Source organism: Paraburkholderia sp., assembly GCF_035656215.1.
Taxonomy (GTDB): domain Bacteria; phylum Pseudomonadota; class Gammaproteobacteria; order Burkholderiales; family Burkholderiaceae; genus Paraburkholderia.
In genome coordinates this window covers 1-18,147 of the sequence record NZ_DASRSY010000289.1, presented here as the reverse complement: position 1 = coordinate 18,147, position 18,147 = coordinate 1, and the positions used below count along the sequence as shown (strand labels likewise).

The following is an 18,147-nucleotide window of genomic DNA, read 5'->3' as shown; positions in this document are numbered from 1 at the left end:
GGTCGCCGTGCCGATTCTTCGCAGAACTTCGCCTATCCCGGTCAACAGACGAGCCGCGCGCCTGACGTGACGTGCGTCTTCCGGGGGTTTTTCGCAAGCACCGGTGACCGCAATCAGATACGCAAAGAGCGCTTCACTTTCAGTCAGCAAGGCGAGGAGATTGTCGTAGGTTTCCCGGCCAGCCGTTCTCGAGTCCGGCACGTTCGCCAGCGCCTTGCGCGAGCGTTCCAGCGTTGCCCGCGCATCGGCGCGAAACTTCGCGGCATGCGTAGCCCACTGTCCAGGGGCTGCGCGCTGCTCGAGCAGGCGCGCGCTGTCGAATGCGATGTCCGCCAGACGCAAATACACCGCACGCAGCGAAGCGCGGCTCGTGCCGAACGGATGAATGCGCCAGACGGTCAGGCTCAGCGCGACGGCAAACAGGCATCCGGCCAGGTAGATGCCGAGAAACGCCACGCCTTCCCGAACGTCGCGCATTGGCCGGTCGACCATCACGACGCAGGCGGTCGCGGCGAGAATCGTCACCTGCGATGTCGCGGCCCCCCAGATCCTGCCGAAGCCGCCGAGCGTTGTGAACGTCAGAATGGCGAGCGCTGCGAGCGCGGTCCCCTCGCCCGACGCGAAGGCAGTCACGCCGCCGCACACGGTTGAGAGAAGCGCAAAGCCCATCATCGAGGCGAAGCGCGCGCGATTCGAGCCGGCCGCGTCGGCAAGACAGGTCCAGAAAGCGCCAATCGCGGCCCATGCAAAGGCCGGCTCGTGCAGCAGATTGCCGAGCACCAGCATGGCAGTGGATGCACAAGCGGCTCTCAGCCCTTCCGACAGATTGGCCTCGCTCGTCGAAAACGAAACCATCCATACCGGTCGTCTGCGGTAGATCGTGCTGACGAGCGCGTACAGGCGGCTCGACCAGCGCGGAGACGAAGGGTTGGACTTGCGATTCAGCATCCGGACGGTGGGCTCCCAAAAACGCGCATTGGCGCTGCGTCAGCGCATTAATACGCCGCCAGCAGGAAAGCTGCTACGGCCGCCGAATGATAAGGGTTAACACCGAGATATAAAAATGCCTTCGGTTCATCCAGTCGATGCGTTGTGTCTATGTGCGGGAACGGGCGCGCGTTCTGGCGTTCTGACAGATAGATAGGCAAATGGGCGGGTGGACGGCAAATACGCTTTGACCGCGGAGTGGACTCTCTGAAAACCCCACCCATGAAAAAACCGCGCGGCCCTTGCAGGCTCGCGCGGTTTTTATCGACCACCGGTGTAACGCAGCTTACTTCTTGAAGTTCGCCACGCCTTCGGTGATTTCCTTGTGCGCGGCTTCGATGCCCGCCCAGCCTTCGACCTTCACCCACTTGCCCTTTTCCAGCGCCTTGTATTGCTCGAAGAAGTGCTTGATCTGATCTTTCAGGTAAGCCGGGACGTCGTCGATCGACTTGAGATCGGCGGTCATCGGGCAGACCTTGTCGTGCGCGACGGCAACCAGCTTTGCGTCCACGCCCGATTCGTCGGTCATTTGCAGCATGCCGAGTGCGCGTGCGCGAACCACCGAGCCTGCCAGCAGCGGGAACGGCGTGATCACCAGCACGTCGACCGGGTCGCCGTCGCCCGACAGCGTTTGCGGAATGTAGCCGTAATTCGCCGGATAGCGCATGCCGGTGCCGATAAAACGGTCGACGTGGAGCAGGCCCGTTTCCTTGTCAGCTTCGTACTTCACCGGATCGCTTTGCGCCGGGATTTCGATGATAACGTTGAAATCTTGCGGAAGGTCTTTGCCTGCGGGGACGTGATTGAAGCTCATGAGCGCTCTCTGATCAGATGGAATTCGGAACACGGCGTGCGGCGCGTGAGCTCGATCGGCGTGAATCGTGAAACTCGCCAGGACGAGGTGCCGCGGCCGGACAGTGCGGAATACGCCATTATAGCCAATCGGCCGATGGCACCTCTGGTTGGATCGGCGCGATAATCGTCTGGCGTCTCTCGATTGTGCCTCTCGTTTGTGAACACCGCGTATCTGAACCTCGGCCTGGACATCGGCTTGAATCCCGGCCTGGAGACCGGCTGCGCGACACCCCAAGGAGCATGCATGGAAGAAGCCCGGCATTTCATCGGCGGCGAATGGTCCGCTGCATCAGGCGGCGAGACGATCGCCGTGCTCGATCCCTCCGACGGCCAGCCGTTCACCCGGCTGGCCCGCGGCACCGCGGCGGATATCGACGACGCCGTTCACGCCGCCCGCCGCGCCTTCGAAGGCGCATGGGGCGAGGCAAGCGCCGCCGAACGCGGCCGCGTGCTGTACCGGCTGTCGATGGTGGTGGCCGCCCACCAGGAAGAACTCGCGCAGATCGAAGCTCGCGACACCGGCAAGCCGCTCAAACAGGCGCGTGCCGATTCGGCGGCGCTAGCCCGCTACTTCGAGTTTTACGCCGGCGCGGCAGACAAACTGCACGGCGAAACGCTGCCCTATGAGGCCGGCTACACGGTGCTGACGATCCGTGAGCCGCACGGCGTGACCGGTCATATCGTGCCGTGGAACTACCCGATGCAGATCTTCGGCCGCAGCGTCGGCGCGGCGCTCGCCACCGGCAATGCGTGCGTCGTGAAGCCGGCGGAAGATGCGTGTCTGTCAGTGTTGCGCGTCGCCGAACTGGCGGCCGAGGCGGGTTTGCCGGCAGGCGCGCTGAATATCGTCACCGGTTTTGGGCATGAAGCGGGTGCGGCACTCGCGCGTCATCCCGGCATCGATCACATCTCGTTCACCGGCTCCCCCGAAACCGGCAAGCTCGTGACGCAGATGGCCGCCGAGAACCACGTGCCGGTCACGCTCGAACTGGGCGGCAAATCGCCGCAAATCGTTTTCGCCGACGCGGATCTAGACGCGGCGTTGCCCGTGCTGGTGTCGGCAATCGTGCAGAACGCCGGGCAAACCTGCTCGGCGGGCAGCCGCGTGCTGATCGACCGGGCCATTTACGAGCCGTTGCTCGACCGGTTGAGCAGCGCCTTTCACGCGCTGCGGGTCGGACCGTCGCATGCCGATCTCGACTGCGGTCCGCTGATCAACGCAAAGCAGCAACAGCGCGTGTGGGACTTCCTCTCCGACGCGCAACACGACGGCATTGCGATGGCGGCGCACGGCGAAGTGATTCCTGAAGCGCCGGAAAGCGGCTTCTATCAGGCGCCCACACTGCTGCGCGACGTGCCGGCAAACCACCGCCTCGCGCGCGACGAAGTGTTCGGCCCGGTCCTCGCCGCAATGTCATTCACCGACGAAGACGAGGCGCTTGCGCTCGCCAACGGCACGCAGTACGGCCTGGTCGCGGGTATCTGGACGTGCGACGGTGCTCGTCAGATGCGCCTCGCGCGGCGCCTGCGCTCCGGTCAGGTGTTCATCAACAATTATGGCGCGGGCGGCGGCGTCGAATTGCCGTTCGGCGGCGTGAAGCATTCGGGCCATGGACGCGAAAAGGGTTTCGAAGCGCTGTATGGCTTCACGGTGTTGAAGACCATCGCGATCCGTCACGGTTAGGCAGGGTTAGTCAGGCACTCGCATTCGCAGCAAACGGAAGCAGACAACAGCAAACGGCAACAGACAGAAGCAAGCGCATCACCATCCACAACAAACAACGGAGACATCATGCGGTTGACAGGAAAAACGGCCATCGTCACGGGTGGCGGCTCGGGCTTCGGCGAAGGCATCGCGAAGACCTACGCGCGCGAAGGCGCGAACGTGGTGATCAACGATCAGAACGGCGCAGCGGCCGAACGCGTGGCGAGCGAAATCGCTCTCGCCGGCGGCAAGGCGATCGCGGTCACCGGCAACGTCACGCGACGCGAAGACTGGCAGAGGCTGCGCGAGGCCGCGCTCGAAGACTTCGGCAGCGTACAGATCGTCGTCAACAATGCCGGTACGACGCATCGCAACAAACCGGTGCTCGACGTGACGGAAGCCGAGTTCGACCGCGTCTATGCAGTGAACGTCAAAAGCATCTACTGGAGCGTGCAGGAATTCGTGCCGTATTTCCGCCAGCAGGGCGGCGGTGTTTTCATCAATATCGCCTCAACGGCCGGCGTCCGGCCGCGGCCGGGCCTCATCTGGTACAACGGCAGCAAGGGCGCGGTGATCATCGCCAGCAAGTCGCTCGCCGTCGAACTCGGCCCGGACCGTATTCGGGTGAACTGCGTGAACCCCGTGATGGGCGAGACGGGGCTGCTGTCGGAATTCATGGGCGTCGAAGATACGCCGGAAAACCGCAAGCGCTTTCTCGCCGGCATTCCGCTCGGGCGTTTCTCGACGCCGCAGGATATCGCCAATGCGGCGCTGTACCTCGCCTCAGACGAGGCGGAGTTCATCACCGGCGTGTGTCTCGAAGTGGACGGCGGGCGCTGCGTGTAAACGCCATGCAAACCAAACCATCCAGCACGGCTAGAATCGCGATCGACGGCGGTACTTCATTTCCACAAGAAAAAAGGAGACACCATGGCTAGTCCCGCAAATCCGCTCCGCCACCCCGGCGCGGGCGCGCCACCTTCCACGTTCGAGGAGGCGACCTACCGCAAGGTCACCTGGCGGCTCGCGCCGCTCCTGATGCTCTGCTACGTGGTCGCGTATCTCGACCGCGTCAACGTCGGCTTCGCCAAGCTGCAAATGACCACCGATCTCGGCCTGAGCGACGCGGTCTACGGATTTGGCGCGGGGATTTTCTTCCTCGGCTATTTCATCTTCGAAATTCCGAGCAATGTGATCCTGCACAAAGTGGGCGCGCGCGTGTGGATCGCGCGGATCATGGTGTCGTGGGGCGTGATCTCGATGCTGACCATGTTCGTCACCACGCCGGCCATGTTCTACGTCATGCGCTTCCTGCTCGGTCTCGCCGAAGCGGGCTTCTTCCCCGGCATCATCCTGTATCTCACTTACTGGTATCCGTCGCATCGTCGTGGCCGCATGACCACCTGGTTCATGACCGCCATCGCGTTGTCCGGCGTGATCGGCGGTCCGGTGTCGGGCTATATCCTGAAGAGCTTCAACGGCATGAACGGCTGGCATGGCTGGCAGTGGCTGTTTCTGCTCGAAGGGATTCCCTCGGTGATCGTCGGGATCATGGTGTTCCTGATGCTCGATGACCGCGTCTCGAAGGCGAAGTGGCTCACCAACGAAGAGAAGGAATTGCTCGAACGTCAGGTGTCGGCCGAAGAAGCCACCAAGCACGACATGCCGATTCGTCAGGTGCTCACGAGCGGCCGCGTGCTGATGTTGAGCCTCACGTATTTCTCTTTCGTGATGGGTCTGTATGGCGTGAGCTTCTGGCTACCGACCATCATCAAGGCGACCGGCGTGACAGACTCGTTCATGATCGGCCTGCTGTCCGCGATTCCGTTTGCGGCAGCGGTAATTGCGATGGTGTTCGTGTCGCGCAGCGCGGACCGCCGCCGTGAACGGCGCTGGCATATCGCGTTGCCGGCAATCGCAGGGGCGATTGGCCTCGTGCTCTCCGTGGTATGGGCGCACAACACGGTGCTGGCCATGGCTTCGCTCACGCTCGCGACCATGGGCATCCTGACCACCCTGCCGCTGTTCTGGAGTCTGCCGACGGCGATCCTCGCCGGCACCGGCGCGGCAGCCGGCATCGCGATGATCAATTCGATCGGCAATCTCGCGGGCTTTCTGAGCCCGTATGCGGTCGGCTGGCTGAAGCAGGCAACCGCCGCGAACGACTCCGGCATGTATATGCTGGCGGCGTTCATGATCCTCGGCGGCCTGCTGGCGATCAGCGTGCCGGCGAAGATGGTTAACAAATGAGGCGGCTCGCTTCGTGACGTAAGGTAGGAAGCGCCGTCAAATGCCGCTCGTCACGAGTCACGAGTCATGAGTTGCGGGGCGCGGGGCGCGAGTCACAAGTCGCAGGTCGTGAGTCGCAAGCCCCAGTTCACGGCACATATAATGCAATTCACGCATTGTGCCACCAACGAAAAAGCCCCCGGCATCCATCGACGGGGGCTTGTTTATCGACTGCAGCGCACAATAAAACAAACGCAGCGGCGATCAAAGCTTCACACGATATTCATCGCCAACGCACTCTCGCGATAATGCTGGCTCGCCTTATCGGAATCGCCGATCTGTTCATGCAAACGCGCCAACGCGCGATGCGAACGAATCTTCAACGTCTCGTTGTCGGCCAGTTTCAGCGCGCGCTCGAGGAACGATTGCGCCTTGCCCCACAACTGCTGATGCAGGCACAAGCGACCCAGCGCGAACATCAAATCTGCGTCTTCCGGGCGATCCTTCTGCCACCCTTCGGCCTTCTGGATCAGCGGCAACGCGTCGCCCCCGGTCGTGTCGGGATACCGGCGCAGCAGACGCGCGTCCCAGTTCTGCGCGAGCGCTTCCTCGACGATCTTGCGTGCTTCCTGCGGACGGTTCAGCGACACCAGCAGTTCAGCCGCGAGATCAGCGAGACGCGGTGAATGACGCTCAGTAGCCGATAGCGAATTCCACAACTCCAGCAGCGCATCCGCGTTATGACGCCGGTCGCGCAGGAGGTTTTCCGCCGCGAGCTGACGCAAGCGCACCGCCACTGCCGGATGGATCGCTTCCCGTTTTTCCAGCGTCTTGACGAGCTTGAGCACTTCGCCCCAGTTCTTCAATTGCTGTTGCGCGCGCAACGTGATCTGCTGCGCGTGAATCCGCCGTGCGCCCTGCGACTGCATTTCGGTCAGCGCGGCGAGTGCGCCGTCCGCGTCGCGGCCGTCGGCACGCATGTCGGCGGTGGCCATCAGGCGTGCGTCCTGCCAGTCGGCTTCGTCGATCTGGGCGAGCCATTCGTCGCGCCGCGCATATTCATGCATGCGGTGCGCCGCGGTGGCCGCGATCAATCCGGCCGCGCCCTTGTTGTCGCCATTCGTGAGCGAATCTTTCGCGGCTTTTTCAGCGCGCGAGAAACGCCCGGCGTACAGATTGCCGATCGCGTCACGCAATGCAGCGTGCGCCTTCGCGACACGCGAGCGAGCGCGATAGGCAGCCACGCGCTGCGGCATGCGCCAGATATTGCGCACGATGCGCAACAGCGCGTACAGCAGGATGAACAGCACCACCAGCCCGACCACGAACAGATTCAGCGAGATGTCGACGCGGTACGGCGGATAGATCAGCAGCACCTGCCCCATATCGAAGCGTCCGACCACCGCCAGCACTACCGCGATGGCGAACAGCAACGCGAGCCATAGAAGTCCCCGGATTGCCATGATTAACCTCGGCTCCGGTATTGATTGACGGCCTGCAGGCTGGTGTTCAGATTCGGCAGTTCAACCGCGGCCGAGCCCGCATCCACCTGCTTGACCAGATCGGCCACAGTTTGCGTTTTCTTCGACGTGTTGTCGAAGTAGCGCGTGAGCGCAGCCTGCGCCGCCTGCAGGTCGGACTTCAGCGTGGTCTGGTTGCGCGAGAGCAGCGCGAGCCGCGCCGACAGCAAACGCAGCTTCAGATTCTCGCGCACGAAGTAGCCTTGATCGGGCGTGACGAGCATGGCGTCGGCGTTGTCGATGCGGCGCACCTGCACGAGGCTCGTCAACTGCTGGCCGATGCCGGTCGTGACTTCACGCCACCACACTTTCCAGCGCGGCTCGCCGGTTGCCGCGGCCACCTTTGCCGTGTCGGCCCAGCTGGCGGCCTTCGGCGTGGCATGGGCAATCGGCGCTTCGCCGGAGAGCGGCAGGCTGTCGACCTGGTCGATCGCGTTGTCGAGCTTGATCGCCATACCCGTCAGATCCGTGGAAGGCGCGGCCTTCAGCTTGTCGATGTCTTGCGCGATCGCCTTGCGCACGGTGACGGCCTGCGGGCTATCCGATGCAGCAAGACGCGTGTCCGCGCTTTGCAACGCGAACAGCGCGAGTTGCGTGTTGCCGGTGAGCTGCAATTGCTGGCTCGCGGCCGACAGCATCTGGCCGACTTCAGCCATCGTCCAGTCGTCGCGATTGCGGGCGAGATCGGTGTATTGCTGTTGCAGCGCCTGCTGCGCCGTTTGCGCGTCAGCGAGCTTGCCTTCGAGTTGCGCGACCTGCGAGTCGGACCGATGCACCGTGGCCAGCGCCTGATCGGTCTTGACGCGCAGTTCGTTCGTCTGCGTGTCATTCGCCTGCTGGCGTTGCACGAGCTGCTGCTCGGTGCGCTCCACCTTGCGATTGAGCGCATAGCCGCCCACACCCGCCGCACAAGCGATGACCACGACGACAAACCACAGCAGCGGTCCGCTCGCGCTGCGGCGCTTTTGCGCTTCGTAGGGCGTGAAGGGTGGATTCGGCGGCAACGCGCTGGTTGCGGCCGGCTGGGGTGAAGCGTTCGTGGATGCGTTCGTTTCAGTCATGCGTGATTTAGCCGGTGAATGAGCCGGGTTGGACGGTACCGGTTGAACAACGGTCGGGACGGCGGCAAGCAAGGCGCGGGCAATACGATCATCGCCCGCACCGGACACCGTAATGCTATCAAAACCCAATGCCCGCGCGGTCTGCGCGATACGGGGATGCGGCGTGACCAGGTTGGCGTGCTTCAGTTGCGCGATTTCACCGGCGGTTAGATGCTCTTGCGCGAGTTCATGCAGATTGCGCACACCTTCCGAACTCGTGAGCAGCCAGGCGTGCGGCTCGCCGGCAAGCAACGCGTGCACGCGTGCCCAGCCGCCGATCGACGGTTCCGGCACGAGGCGCCGATAGGCCGCAACCGTTTCGACTTCGGCGCCCGCTTCGCGCAAGCGGTCGGCGAGCCATTCGCGGCCGCCGTCGCCGCGCACGATCAGGACGCGCTTGCCTTCGAGCGCGCTCGCGCCGAGCGCGGTATCGATCGCCGCGAACAGGCCTTCGGAATCGAAACGTGCCGTATCGTCGACGGCGGCGGACGGTGGGCTGATGACGTTGTACGCCGGCGCCGTGACGCCGTGGCGCACCAGCGCCTGCACACTGCCCGGCCCGACTACGCCGATCGGCAGCGCATGCGGCCAGATCGCATCGCTGCGCGCAAACGCGTGATCGACTGCATTGGGCGAGACGAACACGACCAGTGCATAGCGCTCCAGAGAAGCCAGCGCTGCGCGCAACGGTGCTTCGTCGGCGACAGGCGCGATGTCGATCAGCGGAAAGTCGAGTACGGCAATGCCGGCCGCCGCGAGTTGCGCGATCATTTCGTTCGACTGACCGGCCGGTCGCGTAATCACGACCGTGAACGCCGCCTTGCCGGCGAACGAGGATGCATTACCTAGGATATCGGCTGCCATCACTCGCCGGTCGCCGCGCTATCCGCGGCCCCTGCTGCGGGACCGCTGGCCGTGCTCAGCGCGCGGACGATTTCCATCGCGCCTTGCTGTTCGAGCGCGCTCGCCACTTCCTGACCAAGCGCTACAGCACGTTCGACGGTGGGCGCCGGCGCCGATGCCTGCGCGCTCAAGACGCGCTGGCCGTCGGGTGTAGCGACGATGCCGCGCAGATGCAGCGCGCCGTCATGCCAGTGCGCATAGGCTGCGAGCGGCACTTCGCAACTGCCGCCGAGGGCACGCGAGACCATCCGCTCCGCTTCGACGGCCGCAGCTGTATGTTCGTGATGCAGCGGCGCGAGCCATGCCGCGAGCTCCGCGCGATCGGCGCGAATCTCGATGCCGAGCGCACCCTGACCGGCAGCCGGCAAGCTGTCTTCGGGATCGAGCAGCGCGCGGATGCGCTCAGCGAGACCTAAACGCTTCAAGCCGGCCGCCGCCAGAATGATCGCCGCGTAGTCGCCGCGATCGAGTTTCGACAGACGCGTGTCCAGATTGCCGCGCAACGGCCGCACCACAAGGTGCGGGTAACGCATGCGCAGCATGGCCTCGCGGCGCAGACTGGAGGTGCCGACCACGGCGCCGGCCGGCAGCGCCGCGAGCGAGTCGTAATCGTTGGACACCAGCGCGTCGCGGGGATCTTCGCGTTCCATGATGGTGGACAGCGCAAAGCCCGCGGGCAATTCCATCGGCACGTCTTTAAGCGAGTGCACGGCCAGATCGGCGCGGCCGTCGGCCAGCGCGGCTTCCAGTTCCTTGACGAAAAGGCCCTTACCACCAACCTTCGACAAAGTGCGATCGAGAATTTGATCGCCACGTGTCGTCATCCCGAGGATTTTTATGTCACAAGATGGATATAATTTGTGCAGCGCACATTGCACATGCTCCGCCTGCCACATGGCAAGGCGGCTTTCTCGCGACGCAATCACAAGCGTGTGGGGTGGCGTAGAAAACGTCTCGGTGTTCATTAGCTTGCTGATCGAATGACGGGATGTAATAACAATCAATGTTAGCACGCGACCCCGTGTCTCAAGGCACAGTGGAGCGCCGTGCTGGCACGGTATCGATGGAGGAGACGGGCCTCGCGCAGCACGCGCCTGCCCCATCCCAGCCTGTTCAAGCACGGTCGTTCGCGCACCGGGGCGCGGCATGCGGGATGATGCAATGCGGCGCAACGTGCCTCGGGTGCCTGGCGTGCATGCAATGCACGTCGTGCGCCTCGTGCGTTTTGCGCACAGCGCGCGCGGCCACCTCTCCCGCGTATTGCCATCGGCGCATACCGTTTCGTGTAGTTCACGTTGCAGCTCATAGTGCAGTTCCGCAGTAGCAGTTCATCACTCAACAGACCCTGGCTTCCCTGAGGAAACCCATCGTGACGTCTTCCGGATCGGCGCGCCCTGCCCGCCGCAACACTGCATCGCCCAACGCTCAAGCGGCCGACGCCGCCGCGGCGCCCGCCGCTTCTGCCTCCGCCACAACGGCGGCCCGGTCCACACCGGCCAAACGCGGCGGCAAAGCTGCCACGGCAACCCAGGCCGCAAATATCGCCAAAGCCACCAGGTCCGCCAAAGCCTCGTCGCCCACCAAGGCGGACAAGGCGGTGAAGACCGTCAGGACAGATAAGGCGACGCAAGCCGCGAACGCCGCCCAGGCGCTGAAACCGGCCAAAACCAAGTCCCCGAAGATCAAGGTCGTCGTGAGCGAAGCCACGCCGCAAGCCGCCAAAGCGCCCAAGCTGGAAACCGTTTCGCAGAATACGGTGGTGCCGGCGTCGAAAAGCAGCGGCCGCACGCGTGAGGATAAGGACCATCCGCTGTTTCAGGACATCCGTTATCTGGGACGCCTGCTCGGCGACGTGCTGCGCGAACAGGAAGGCGACGCGGTGTTCGACGTCGTGGAGACGATCCGCCAGACCGCCGTGCGTTTTCGCCGTGAGGACGATAGTGCCGCCGCGCAGACGCTCGACAAGAAACTGCGTTCGCTGAGCCCCGAGCAAACGGTCAGCGTGGTGCGCGCGTTCAGCTACTTCTCGCATCTTGCGAATATCGCTGAAGACCGCCACCGCAATCGCCGTCATCGGATTCACGCGCTGGCCGGCTCGACCTCGCAACCGGGCACCATGGCGCATGCGCTCGAACGACTCGTGGAGGCAGGCGCCGCCGCAACGCCAGTGCTGCAGCAGTTCTTCAACGACGCGTTGATCGTGCCGGTCTTGACCGCGCACCCTACAGAAGTGCAGCGCAAGAGCATTCTCGACGCGCAGCACGACGTCGCACGCCTCCTGGCCGAACGCGATCAGCAGTTGACCAACCGCGAACGCGCGCATAACGAAGCGATGTTGCGTGCAAGCGTCACGTCGCTCTGGCAAACGCGGATGCTGCGCGATTCGCGGCTGACGGTGGCCGATGAAATCGAAAACGCGCTGTCGTATTACCGCGCGACCTTCCTCGAAGAAATTCCGGCGCTCTACGCCGACATCGAAGAAGCGCTCGCCGAGCACGGCCTCGCTGCGCGGCTGCCGCCGTTCTTCCAGATGGGCAGCTGGATCGGCGGCGACCGCGACGGCAATCCGAACGTCACGGCCGAAACGCTCGAGCACGCGATCACCCGCCAGGCCGCGGTGATCTTCGAACACTATATGGAGCAGGTGCACAAGTTGGGCGCCGAGTTGTCGGTGTCGAACCTGCTGGCCGGCGCAAGCGACGCGTTGAAAGAACTCGCGGCCGCCTCGCCGGACCAGTCGCCGCACCGTACCGACGAACCGTATCGCCGCGCCTTGATCGGCATGTACACGCGGCTCGCCGCAAGTGCGCGCGTGCGTCTCGGCGAAGGCAGCGTGCCGGTGCGCAGCGCGGGCCGCGGCGCGGCGCCGGTGCGCGCCAAACCGTACGGCGACGCCGCCGAATTCGTGCGCGACCTGCACGTGCTGGTCGATTCGCTCGCCGAGCATCATGGCGCGCCACTCGCGGCACCGCGTCTGTCGCCGCTCGCGCGCGCCGCCGAAGTGTTCGGCTTCCATCTGGCAAGTATCGACTTGCGCCAGAGCTCCGACATCCACGAAGCGGTGATCGCCGAGTTGCTGAAACGCGCGGGCGTCGAAGAAAACTACGCGTCGCTCTCCGAAGAAGACAAGCTCAAGGTGCTGCTCGCCGAACTGGCGCAGCCGCGCGCGCTGCGTCTGCCGTATGCCGAATACTCCGATCTCGTGAAGAGCGAACTCGGCGTGCTCGAAGAGGCCCGCATCACACGCGAGAAATTCGGCGCACGCGCGGTGCGTAACTACATCATTTCGCACACGGAGACCGTCAGCGATCTGGTCGAAGTGATGTTGCTGCAGAAGGAAACCGGTTTGCTGCACGGCTGCCTGGGTGATGCGAACGATCCGGCACGAGCGGGCTTGATGGTGATCCCGCTGTTCGAGACGATCCCCGACTTGCGCAACGCGCCGCACATCATGCGCGATCTGATCGCGCTGCCGGGCGTCGACGCACTGATCGAACATCAGGGCAACGAGCAGGAAGTGATGCTCGGCTATTCGGACAGCAACAAGGACGGCGGTTTCCTGACGTCGAACTGGGAGTTGTATCGCGCCGAACTCGCACTCGTGTCGCTGTTCAATCAACGCGGGGTGACTCTGCGCCTGTTCCATGGACGCGGAGGCACGGTTGGCCGTGGCGGTGGTCCGACCTATCAGGCGATTCTGTCGCAGCCGCCGGGCACCGTCGACGGTCAGATCCGTTTGACCGAGCAAGGCGAAGTGATCGCAAGCAAGTTCGGCAATCCGGAAATCGGCCGGCGCAATCTGGAAACGGTGGTGGCCGCGACGCTCGAGGCGTCGTTGTTGCCGCACGGCAATGCGCCCGCGCAACTGCCCGTCTTCGAAGAGACGATGCAACAATTGTCCGACGCGGCGATGGCGTCGTATCGCGCACTGGTCTACGAAACGCCGGGTTTCAAGGAGTATTTCTTCGAGTCGACGCCGATCTCGGAGATCGCCGAACTGAACATCGGCAGCCGTCCGGCGTCGCGCAAATTGCAGGACCCGAAGCAACGCAAGATCGAAGATCTGCGCGCGATTCCATGGGGCTTCTCATGGGGCCAATGCCGTTTGCTGCTGACCGGCTGGTACGGTTTCGGCAGCGCGGTGGCCGCGCATCTGGACAGCGCGCCAAGCGATGCCGAGCGCACCCGCCGTCTTGCCTTGCTCAAGAAGATGCACAAGACCTGGCCGTTCTTCTCGAACCTGCTCTCCAACATGGACATGGTGCTGGCAAAGACCGATCTCGCGGTGGCCTCGCGCTATGCACAGCTCGTGTCGGACAAGAAGCTGCGCAAGCATGTGTTCGAGCGGATCGTCGCCGAATGGGAGCGTACGTCGAAGGTGTTGTCGGAGATCACTGGCAAGAGCGAACGGCTCGCGGAGAATCCGTTGCTCGCGCGTTCGATCAAGAACCGCTTCCCATATCTCGATCCGTTAAATCACTTGCAGGTGGAGTTGCTCAAGCGTCACCGCGCGGGCGATACCAACGCGCGCGTGCGGCGCGGGATTCATTTGAGCATCAACGGGATTGCGGCGGGTTTGCGTAATACGGGCTGATGGAGCCACGGTTGAATAGTGGCTGATTCAGCCGCCGCGGCGGCCAGTAACTCGGCCGCTGCACCATCGAAGCCGAACACGGATTATTTCGCCGTGTTCGGCTTTGGCATTTCTGAAACTGGAATGTTGAATTTGAGCGGAGGCTCGCGCCACGCCTGCTCGCGATTTTCACGCTCGGCAAGTTCGGACTGCAGACGTGTGTCAAGGTCGCGGCGTGCTTGAGGCGACATATTCACATTGACGCCGGGCGCTGTGATGCCGTTCGTCAAGCTGGATGACTGCGGCGTGACGGGATTGGACGACAGCGCGCGCGGCAAGGTGGTGCCCTGTTCGCGATAGTATTCCCGATTCGATTGCGCCGCCGCACTGGCAGACAGCGCGGCGGCCGCCACAAAAAATAACAGACGTTGCATTCGCCCCCCCTGAATTAGTTAGCAATCCAGAGGTTATCACAGTGCGCATCTCGTTATTAGGTCCAGCGCGGCTTTAAGCCGCGCGTCGCCGGGCCGCGGCGGCCGCCGCTCCGCGTCCATGTCAGCTCATTGCGCCTCGACCATCAGCGAGTCGAGCTTGAACGAGCCGTCTTCCTGAACGTCGAAATACTGACGCACCTCATCGGGGGAATTGCTCCACAGCGAGCGAATCGCCACCACGCGCGGCTCCGGCGTACGCATGCGCGCCACCCACGAGCTGAACTCGATCGCGATGCGCCAACGCTCGCGAATCGATGCCTTGAAACCGGCCGCTTCGAACAAGGCAATCCATTCGTCAGCGCGGTAATCGCGGATATGCGAGCCGTCGCGCAACACTTCGACTGCCTGAATATGCGTGTCGAGCAGCGGATGATCGGCGCCGGCGATGTCGATGAACAGCACCTTGCCGCCCGGCTTCAACACGCGTCTCACTTCGGCCAAAGCGAGCGGCACATCATGCCAATGATGCGCGCTCATCCGGCTAATGACCCAGTCGAACGAATGATCGTCGAACGGCAGCGTTTCGGCGGCGCCCTGTTGCGTGCGGATGTTGGTCAGGCCGCGATCCTTCGCCGCGCCGTCGACCGTCGCGAGCATTTGCGGCGCGATGTCATACGCGACCACTTCTTTTGCGCGCGGCGCCACGGCGAAACTCGCATGACCCGCGCCGCAGCCCATGTCGAGCACCGTTGCATCCGGCGTCGCGGCGATCGATTCGGCCAGCGTCTGCAGATCGGCGCCGGTGGCATGCGTCTGACTCGTCAAATACGCGGCGGCGGTCGAGCCGAAGGCGTCGGCGACTTGATCGTGGTGCTTCATGGAAGGCTCCGGTTATCTATGTGGGGCTGGGCCGGGCTTGGGCCGGGTTGGTCTGGACGGCTTTGCGCCGTTCCAGCCGTTACAATAGAGCCCGCCGTGTACCAGTACAAGTTAAGCAATTATTCCGGTATCAATAGCACCACCCCGACACCCTCTCCCCAAAGCGCTGCCCGACAAGAATGACCACGCCGTCCTCTGCCGACAACCCGCCGCCGCTCGACGCCACGCCTGCCCGCGCACTTGGCGATTTCATCCGCGCTCATCGCGAACGGCTCTCGCCGCAAGCGCTCGGCCTGCCGCCCGGCCCGCGCCGCCGTACACCCGGCCTGCGGCGCGAGGAAGTCGCGCAGCTGTGCGGCGTAAGCCCAACCTGGTACACGTGGATCGAACAGGGCCGCCCGGTCTCCGCTTCCGCCGACGCGCTGGCGCGGATCGCCGTCGCACTGCAGTTGTCGCGCGCCGAGCGAGCCTATCTGTTCGAGCTGGCGGCGCAGCGCGACCCGGCCGAACCCGATCCGGCCGCCGCCGACGCGCCCGCCACGCTGCTCGAAACGGTGCAACTCGTGCACGCGCCGGCTTACGTGCTCGACCGGCAGTGGAACGCGCTCGCCTGGAACGCGCGCGCCGCCGACCTGTTCGTCGGCTGGCTGGACGGCACGCACGACCGCAATCTGCTGCGCTACACCTTCACCGAACCGGCCGCACGCGAGCTGATCGTCGACTGGGAAACGCGCGCGCGGCGCCTCGCCGCCGAATTCCGCGCCGACTCGATCCGCCATCTGAACGACGCCCCCACGCGCGGGCTGATCGACTCGCTCACCGCCGCCAGCGACGCGTTCGCCCGCTTCTGGGCGTCGCAGGACGTGGGTGGCCGCGAAGGCGGCCGACGCGAATTCAACCATCCGCGCGACGGCCGCATCGTCTACGACCAGATCACCTTCAAACCCGCTCATCGCGAAGATCTGAAGATGGTGGTACTGGTGCGGGAGTAGCTGCCGTTTGGCGGTGGCAGATTCAACGCCGCGCCTTAGCGTAACGCCAACCGACAAGCCGCTGCGCCAAGGGCACGCTTTCGCCTGGACCGCCGCTGGCTGGCCGCGTCGAAGGCGCCGCCAGCCAGTGTTAAAATCCCAGTCTTTCTTCGCTTCGGCGGCGCCTGCACCGTACGCAAACGCCATCAGCCTCCTCACCTCGTTCAACTGCCCAACACCATGACGTCCCAACTGCACAAAAAAGGCGAAGCCTGGTCGGCTCGCTTCTCGGAGCCGATGTCGGAGCTCGTCAAACGCTATACGTCGTCGGTTTTCTTCGACAAGCGTCTGGCGCTCGTCGATATCGACGGGTCGCTCGCGCACGCCTCGATGCTGGCCGCGCAGAAGATCATCGCCGACGACGACCTCGCCGCGATCCAACGCGGCATGGCGCAGATCAAGGATGAAATCGAGCGAGGCGAGTTCGAGTGGCAACTCGATCTGGAAGACGTCCACCTGAACATCGAAGCGCGCCTGACCGCGCTGATCGGCGACGCCGGCAAGCGCCTGCACACGGGCCGCTCGCGTAACGACCAGGTCGCGACCGACATCCGCCTGTGGCTGCGCGGCGAAATCGACCGGATCGGCGGCCTGCTGACGGAATTGCGCATCGCCCTGCTCGACATGGCGGAGAAGAACGCGTCGACCATCATGCCGGGCTTCACGCACCTGCAAGTGGCGCAGCCGGTCACCTTCGGCCATCACCTGCTCGCCTACGTCGAAATGTTTTCGCGCGACGCCGAGCGCATGGTGGATTGCCGCAAGCGCGTAAACCGTCTGCCGCTGGGCGCAGCCGCTCTGGCCGGCACCAGCTATCCGATCGACCGTCATGCCGTGGCGAAGACGCTGGGCTTCGACGGCATCTGCGCCAATTCGCTGGACGCGGTGTCCGATCGTGACTTCGCAATCGAATTCACGGCCGCATCCGCACTGATCATGACGCACGTGTCGCGCTTCTCCGAAGAACTCGTGCTGTGGATGAGCCCGCGCGTCGGCTTCATCGATCTGGCCGACCGTTTCTGCACCGGTTCGTCGATCATGCCGCAGAAGAAGAACCCGGATGTGCCCGAGCTCGCGCGTGGCAAGACGGGGCGCGTGAACGGCCATCTGATCGCGCTCCTGACCTTGATGAAAGGCCAGCCGCTTGCGTACAACAAGGACAACCAGGAAGACAAGGAGCCGCTGTTCGACACCGTCGATACGGTCGCGGACACGCTGCGCATCTTCGCTGAAATGGTCGCCGGCATCTCGGTGAAGCCGCAAGCCATGCGCGATGCCGCGCTGCAAGGCTTCTCCACGGCAACCGATCTCGCCGACTACCTGGTCAAGCGCGGCCTGCCGTTCCGCGACGCGCACGAAGCGGTAGCGCTGGCGGTTCGCGTGTGTGCCGATCGCGGCTGCGATCTGGCCGATCTGACGCTGGAAGAAATGCGTCAGGAACTGCCGAACGTCGCGCATCTGATCGGCGAGGACGTGTTCTCGTATCTGACGCTCGAAGGTTCGGTGGCGAGCCGCAATCATCCGGGCGGCACGGCGCCTGAGCAGGTGCTCGCGGCGGCCAAGGCTGCACGGCAAGCATTGAAGTAAGGCAAGCCTGGCGCGCGCTAGCGCGTCCGGCAACGCGTGCGTTACGGAAGTGCAAGGCGGCGTGCATTACCGCAGGCATCGCTGCAAGCACTCAGCGACAAGTACCAGGCGGCACGCGAAACCAAAGGCGAACTCATTGACGGGTTCGCCTTTTTTGTTTTCGTGACTGGATTGATTTCGCGGAGCAACACGCACAAAAGAAAGCCCGCACAAAGCGGGCTAAATGAAAGACTTCCACCGATGCCTCTCGAAAGAGGCCATCAAAGTGTAGGCTCGTTTTGGCCGCGAACCAATCCGGCCATATTTCAGTCTGTTACAAGCGTGCGGATCGCGCGGCGCGCAAG

12 protein-coding genes and 1 pseudogene are annotated in these 18,147 nt (G+C 63.8%); 6 read left to right on the top strand and 7 right to left on the bottom strand.

The annotated features are described in order from the left end of the window. A pseudogene (locus tag VFE81_RS16290) lies at positions 1–948 on the bottom strand (FUSC family protein); the annotation flags it as partial. A gap of 325 nt (positions 949–1,273) precedes the next feature. Next, entirely contained in the window at positions 1,274–1,801 is a 528-nt protein-coding gene (ppa, locus tag VFE81_RS16285; RefSeq protein ID WP_325045585.1) for an inorganic diphosphatase, read from the bottom strand. Between the two features lie 285 nt (positions 1,802–2,086). On the opposite strand from ppa, the gene VFE81_RS16280 reads away from it, so the two are divergent. The 3 genes from VFE81_RS16280 (at position 2,087) to VFE81_RS16270 (ending at position 5,797) form a co-directional block, all read left to right on the top strand. Then, a complete protein-coding gene (locus VFE81_RS16280) occupies positions 2,087–3,526 on the top strand; it encodes an aldehyde dehydrogenase family protein (protein ID WP_325045584.1) in 1,440 nt (479 codons plus the stop codon). Positions 3,527–3,634: 108 nt separating this feature from the next. Next, positions 3,635–4,393, top strand: a complete 759-nt coding sequence (locus VFE81_RS16275; RefSeq protein ID WP_325045583.1) for an SDR family oxidoreductase — start codon at positions 3,635–3,637, stop codon at positions 4,391–4,393. Between the two features lie 84 nt (positions 4,394–4,477). After that, positions 4,478–5,797 carry an MFS transporter gene (locus VFE81_RS16270; protein ID WP_325045582.1) on the top strand — a complete coding sequence of 440 codons (1,320 nt, stop codon included), beginning with the start codon at positions 4,478–4,480 and terminating at the stop codon, positions 5,795–5,797. A gap of 251 nt (positions 5,798–6,048) precedes the next feature. On the opposite strand, the gene VFE81_RS16265 is transcribed toward VFE81_RS16270, so the two are convergent. Genes VFE81_RS16265 through hemC form a run of 3 tightly spaced genes read right to left on the bottom strand, consistent with a single transcriptional unit; the run spans position 6,049 to position 10,264 of the window. Further along, entirely contained in the window at positions 6,049–7,239 is a 1,191-nt protein-coding gene (locus tag VFE81_RS16265) for a heme biosynthesis protein HemY (RefSeq protein WP_325045581.1), read from the bottom strand. A gap of 2 nt (positions 7,240–7,241) precedes the next feature. After that, positions 7,242–9,260, bottom strand: a complete 2,019-nt coding sequence (hemDX, locus tag VFE81_RS16260; protein ID WP_325045580.1) for a fused uroporphyrinogen-III synthase HemD/membrane protein HemX — start codon at positions 9,258–9,260, stop codon at positions 7,242–7,244. Then, positions 9,260–10,264, bottom strand: a complete 1,005-nt coding sequence (gene hemC, locus VFE81_RS16255; protein WP_325045579.1) for a hydroxymethylbilane synthase — start codon at positions 10,262–10,264, stop codon at positions 9,260–9,262. The genes hemDX and hemC overlap by 1 nt, the downstream gene beginning before the upstream one ends. A 404-nt stretch (positions 10,265–10,668) precedes the next feature. Between hemC and ppc the strand changes: the two genes are divergently transcribed. Next, positions 10,669–13,893, top strand: a complete 3,225-nt coding sequence (ppc, locus tag VFE81_RS16250; RefSeq protein WP_325045578.1) for a phosphoenolpyruvate carboxylase — start codon at positions 10,669–10,671, stop codon at positions 13,891–13,893. 83 nt (positions 13,894–13,976) lie between these two features. On the opposite strand, the gene VFE81_RS16245 is transcribed toward ppc, so the two are convergent. Together VFE81_RS16245 and VFE81_RS16240 are read right to left on the bottom strand one after the other, a co-directional pair. Then, positions 13,977–14,285, bottom strand: a complete 309-nt coding sequence (locus VFE81_RS16245) for a hypothetical protein (protein WP_325045577.1) — start codon at positions 14,283–14,285, stop codon at positions 13,977–13,979. 147 nt (positions 14,286–14,432) lie between these two features. Then, positions 14,433–15,185, bottom strand: coding sequence for a class I SAM-dependent methyltransferase (locus tag VFE81_RS16240; protein ID WP_325045576.1), 753 nt, complete (start codon positions 15,183–15,185; stop codon positions 14,433–14,435). Positions 15,186–15,364: 179 nt separating this feature from the next. Here VFE81_RS16240 and VFE81_RS16235 point away from each other — a divergent pair, with 179 nt between their 5' ends. Together VFE81_RS16235 and argH are read left to right on the top strand one after the other, a co-directional pair. Further along, positions 15,365–16,177 (top strand): helix-turn-helix transcriptional regulator, encoded by an 813-nt coding sequence (locus tag VFE81_RS16235; RefSeq protein WP_325045575.1) that lies wholly within the window; start codon positions 15,365–15,367, stop codon positions 16,175–16,177. A gap of 219 nt (positions 16,178–16,396) precedes the next feature. Further along, on the top strand, positions 16,397–17,803 hold the full coding sequence (gene argH, locus VFE81_RS16230; protein WP_325045574.1) for an argininosuccinate lyase: 1,407 nt from the start codon (positions 16,397–16,399) through the stop codon (positions 17,801–17,803). The last annotated feature ends 344 nt before the right edge of the window (positions 17,804–18,147 follow it).

Excerpts from the sequence above, each read along its gene's own strand:
- ppa (WP_325045585.1), bottom strand. The coding sequence starts at position 1,801 with ATGAGCTTCAATCACGTCCCCGCAGGCAAAGACCTTCCGCAAGATTTC.
- VFE81_RS16280 (WP_325045584.1), top strand. The coding sequence starts at position 2,087 with ATGGAAGAAGCCCGGCATTTCATCGGCGGCGAATGGTCCGCTGCATCA.
- VFE81_RS16275 (WP_325045583.1), top strand. The coding sequence starts at position 3,635 with ATGCGGTTGACAGGAAAAACGGCCATCGTCACGGGTGGCGGCTCGGGC.
- VFE81_RS16270 (WP_325045582.1), top strand. The coding sequence starts at position 4,478 with ATGGCTAGTCCCGCAAATCCGCTCCGCCACCCCGGCGCGGGCGCGCCA.
- VFE81_RS16265 (WP_325045581.1), bottom strand. The coding sequence starts at position 7,239 with ATGGCAATCCGGGGACTTCTATGGCTCGCGTTGCTGTTCGCCATCGCG.
- hemDX (WP_325045580.1), bottom strand. The coding sequence starts at position 9,260 with ATGGCAGCCGATATCCTAGGTAATGCATCCTCGTTCGCCGGCAAGGCG.
- hemC (WP_325045579.1), bottom strand. The coding sequence starts at position 10,264 with ATGAACACCGAGACGTTTTCTACGCCACCCCACACGCTTGTGATTGCG.
- VFE81_RS16240 (WP_325045576.1), bottom strand. The coding sequence starts at position 15,185 with ATGAAGCACCACGATCAAGTCGCCGACGCCTTCGGCTCGACCGCCGCC.
- VFE81_RS16235 (WP_325045575.1), top strand. The coding sequence starts at position 15,365 with ATGACCACGCCGTCCTCTGCCGACAACCCGCCGCCGCTCGACGCCACG.
- argH (WP_325045574.1), top strand. The coding sequence starts at position 16,397 with ATGACGTCCCAACTGCACAAAAAAGGCGAAGCCTGGTCGGCTCGCTTC.